Origin of the sequence: Albidovulum sp. (assembly GCF_049646345.1) — a bacterium.
In the GTDB taxonomy this organism is placed as follows: Bacteria; Pseudomonadota; Alphaproteobacteria; order Rhodobacterales; family Rhodobacteraceae; genus Albidovulum.
Window position 1 is genome coordinate 1 of record NZ_JBARVQ010000804.1, and the last position, 3,468, is coordinate 3,468.

Below are 3,468 nucleotides of genomic sequence, written 5' to 3' on the forward strand. Positions count from 1 at the left end.
TGGGCTTTAGGGACGGTGATGGTGCTGAGTTCGCCGTCTTGTGAGCGACATTCCATCATAGATAGTTGCAGGACCTTTACGCTTAGGAGGCCATGGCAGCCTGGCCGCGTAGTTACCGATGCCCACATGCGTAATTGCTTAAAATTTTCCGTACAGATGTTGCATCGACCGTGTTGCCGTGCGGATGCACTAGGTGTCGTTAACGCTGGCTCGTGCGTCGCTGCCGAAAGTATTGTTAACGTTGTTGGGTGGCTGCTGCCCTAGCGCTATTCCGGTGCAAGTCACCTAGAGGGACAATGGAAATGACTGGAAAATCAAAGCGCTGCGCTTTCAATACCTTCGCCCTTCTGTCGATCCTGCTTCTCACTGCTTGCAAGGAGGAGCTTTATTCCGGGCTGCAAGAAAGCGAAGCGAATGAAATGGTCGCACTTCTTGCCCGCTCTGATGTGTCTGTAACGCGCGAGCGTGAGAAAAAGGGCACCTATTCCATCTCGGTTGACGGCAGTTCGGTTGCCTTGGCAATTGAGATTCTGAACGCCAATGACTATCCACGCAAAAAATATGAAACGCTCGGGGAACTCTTCGCGCCGCAGGGCATTGTCTCGACTCCGTTTGAGCAACGCGCAAGGTTTATCTATGCGCTGAACCAAGAGCTGTCTCAGACGATTTCTTCCGTACCAGGCGTGCGTAAAGCGCGGGTTCATATAATGATCCCGGAGATGGACCGCTTTGACAAGCAGGCACCGCAGGCCCAGGCTTCGGTCGTTATTTACCACGAACCATCAGCAGAAATGGCGTCGAGCATTCCTGCGATCAAGCAGATCGTCGCGCATTCGGTCCAGTACCTTGCGTATGAGGATGTGTCTCTAGCATTGTTCAAGGCTGAAGACCGCGCGCCACAGGGCCGTTCCCAGAGTAACGAGCTGGTGAGTGTTTCCACAGGACAGATGGCGAATGTGAAGAACAAAACACCTGTTGTCCGGTCAGAGCAGTTCCAGATGCTGACTTTGATGTTTGCTGTGCTGTTTGGGACCACTCTGATGATCAAGAACGTTATTTCAACAGCAATCGCCCGTGTGTTCCGCCGCAGGGCCAAGCAATGATGGCTGATTCTCAGGCCAACAGTCGCCTTAGTGCTGCTCTCGCCGTTGATCTGAGCCAGTTTCCTAAGGACGCTTTGGCGCGTTGGTTGCCTCAGATCGAGGACGCAGACCTGCGGACGGATCTGATGAACAACCCCAGACTCAAGAACCGAATCCAGATCGGCTTAATGGCAGCAAACGGATTGGCCGAAGACGCAGAACATGAAGTCGGTGACGAAGAGCCCATCCTGTTGTGGCTGTTGGATCAGGACATATCGAAACTTTGCCAGAGCCTAGGCAATGCCTGGTTATCGAATGCTTTGGCGGAATTGATGGTGTCGGGTGGTCTTGCCGAACGCTATCCTGACCTCCAGCGCGGGTCTTTGATAAAGGCGCTCAAATTCCGTGACGCAGCACCGGCGGCAAACACGGTTTCACAAACTGCCAAACCCGCTGAAGAGGGCAGGAGCTGCCTTCTGGCCTTCCTGAGCAGATTGCCGCCTGCGACAGACAAAGCGCTTCGTGTGCGCCTTCAGCTACCGCCGACGATCGTCGCCGAACCACAGCGCGCTGTCTTTTGCAGGCATCTTCTTTCGACCTTAGTTGAAGCGCCGGAAAGAAAATGATCCCGCAGAACGCAAATCCTCGGGTCGAAAGGCTGGCAGGCGTTCTTCAGCACCTGGATCGTTCGGTACGGCGTGCCGGCATGAGTTTGGATGCAGGCATTGTAAGCAAAGCGAGCGGTACATCGATCAACGTCAACTGTTCCGGGCTTCGGGTCGGAGAAATCTGTCGAATCTTTCCCGAAAACAACAGCACATTCTTCGAGGCCGAAGTTGTGTCTGTGGCCCAGACCACTGCCACTCTTTTTCCTTTGGTTCATCCTGAACGCCTAAGTGCTGGATCAAGGGTGGAGGCGACCGGCCGCAGTTTTCTCGTCCCGGTTGGGCCGTATCTTTTGGGTTCAGTCATCGATGGCTTCGGCGTGCCCATCGGTTCGCGATTGCCTGACAGCTACGAGACAAGAGGACTTAAGGGATCACCCATATCCCCTTTGGACAGACCACTTATCGAAAAGCCGATGTCAACGGGCGTCAAAGCGATCGACCTGTTTTCAACATTAGGTTTTGGACAGAGAATCTGCCTGATGGGTGCGGCCGGCACCGGAAAGTCAACGCTCATGGCCGCGATCGCACGGCATTGTCAGGCCGATGTGGTCGTGATCGGCCTGATCGGAGAGCGGGGGCGGGAAGTAAAGGAATTTATCGACCGGCATCTTCCGCACGAACATCGCAATCGCATTGTCGTCGTCGCCGCCACGTCGGATCGAACCGCAACCGAAAGATTCTATGCCGCTCATACAGCATCAACGGTTGCCGAATACTTCAGAGATCAGGGAAAGTCCGTCCTCATCATTTTGGACAGCCTTACGCGGGTCGCACGCGCCCTGCGGGAAATCGGGCTGTCACTCGGCGAACCGCCTACTCGTCGCGGCTATCCCGCTTCTGTTTATCCGCAACTTCCAAAGCTGATCGAACGCTCCGGACGTGCTCCCCGAGGTGACATTACCGCAATCTACACCGTGCTTATGGAAGGTGAACAAGAAGACGACCCGGTTGCAGAAGAGGTCAAGAGCTTAACCGATGGTCATATCGCGCTCAGCCGCGATCTTGCTCAGCGCGGACAATATCCGGCGATAGACCCTCTGAAGAGTCTCAGCAGGGTAATGACTGACATCATGGATGAAGAACACTGTGCGCCCGCCCGCCGCGCAAGGCAACTCTTGGCCAAGTACAAGGAAATCGAGATCCTCGTACAGGTAGGCGAATACAAGTCAGGCTCTGATCCCATAGCCGACGAAGCCATGAAAAAGGTGACCAAGATCGAGGAGGCCCTGAAACAGGATGTCCGCGAAGGCGTCGATCTGCCGACAGCTTTTGCGAATTTGGCGGAGGCATTGGCGTGACGCGACTTAAACCTCTAAAACTGCTTCATAAAATTCAAAACATGCGCGAACGCAACGCGCAGGCCGGACTGGCCAGAGCCCGGGCTTCCGTTTCCGCAGCAATAGATGAGGAGGAAAGCGCACGCGTCCGTCTTGCCGAGGGAGAGCGGAATTGGGCGGACATCTTTGAGACAGCCCGAAACGGGCGTGTTTGTTCCGATCAACCCGCACAGATGATCTCGGATCTCCAGACCAAACTGGGATTGGCGAACTACGCTCTGCTGGAGCGGCAGGCGCAACACAACCTGTCACAGCAAAGAGTTCTGCGCTGTGAAACCGACCTGAAAAGGTTGACCGATGCTTATCAGGCGGTACGCAAACGCACACGAAAACTAGATCACATCGTTGCGCAAGAAGTTGCGCTGGCACGTCTTGCCACGG

4 protein-coding genes are annotated in these 3,468 nt (G+C 54.8%); all 4 read left to right on the forward strand.

Annotated elements, in window-relative coordinates; genetic code table 11:
* The first annotated feature begins 296 nt into the window (after positions 1-296).
* Positions 297-1,103 (forward strand): type III secretion system inner membrane ring lipoprotein SctJ, encoded by an 807-nt coding sequence (gene sctJ / locus WBB85_RS21080; RefSeq protein WP_432640541.1) that lies wholly within the window; start codon positions 297-299, stop codon positions 1,101-1,103.
* Positions 1,100-1,708, forward strand: a complete 609-nt coding sequence (locus WBB85_RS21085; RefSeq protein WP_432640542.1) for a hypothetical protein — start codon at positions 1,100-1,102, stop codon at positions 1,706-1,708. Before sctJ ends, WBB85_RS21085 begins: the two co-directional genes overlap by 4 nt.
* Complete coding sequence (locus WBB85_RS21090) at positions 1,705-3,048, forward strand: FliI/YscN family ATPase (RefSeq protein WP_432640543.1); 1,344 nt, start codon at positions 1,705-1,707, stop codon at positions 3,046-3,048. Before WBB85_RS21085 ends, WBB85_RS21090 begins: the two co-directional genes overlap by 4 nt.
* The coding region (locus WBB85_RS21095) for a hypothetical protein (RefSeq protein WP_432640544.1) at positions 3,045-3,468 on the forward strand (424 nt) is incomplete at its 3' end. The genes WBB85_RS21090 and WBB85_RS21095, both read left to right, overlap by 4 nt.

Bases quoted from the DNA above. Each gene is read 5' to 3' on its own strand.
- sctJ (WP_432640541.1), top strand. From the start codon at position 297: ATGGAAATGACTGGAAAATCAAAGCGCTGCGCTTTCAATACCTTCGCC.
- WBB85_RS21085 (WP_432640542.1), top strand. From the start codon at position 1,100: ATGATGGCTGATTCTCAGGCCAACAGTCGCCTTAGTGCTGCTCTCGCC.
- WBB85_RS21090 (WP_432640543.1), top strand. From the start codon at position 1,705: ATGATCCCGCAGAACGCAAATCCTCGGGTCGAAAGGCTGGCAGGCGTT.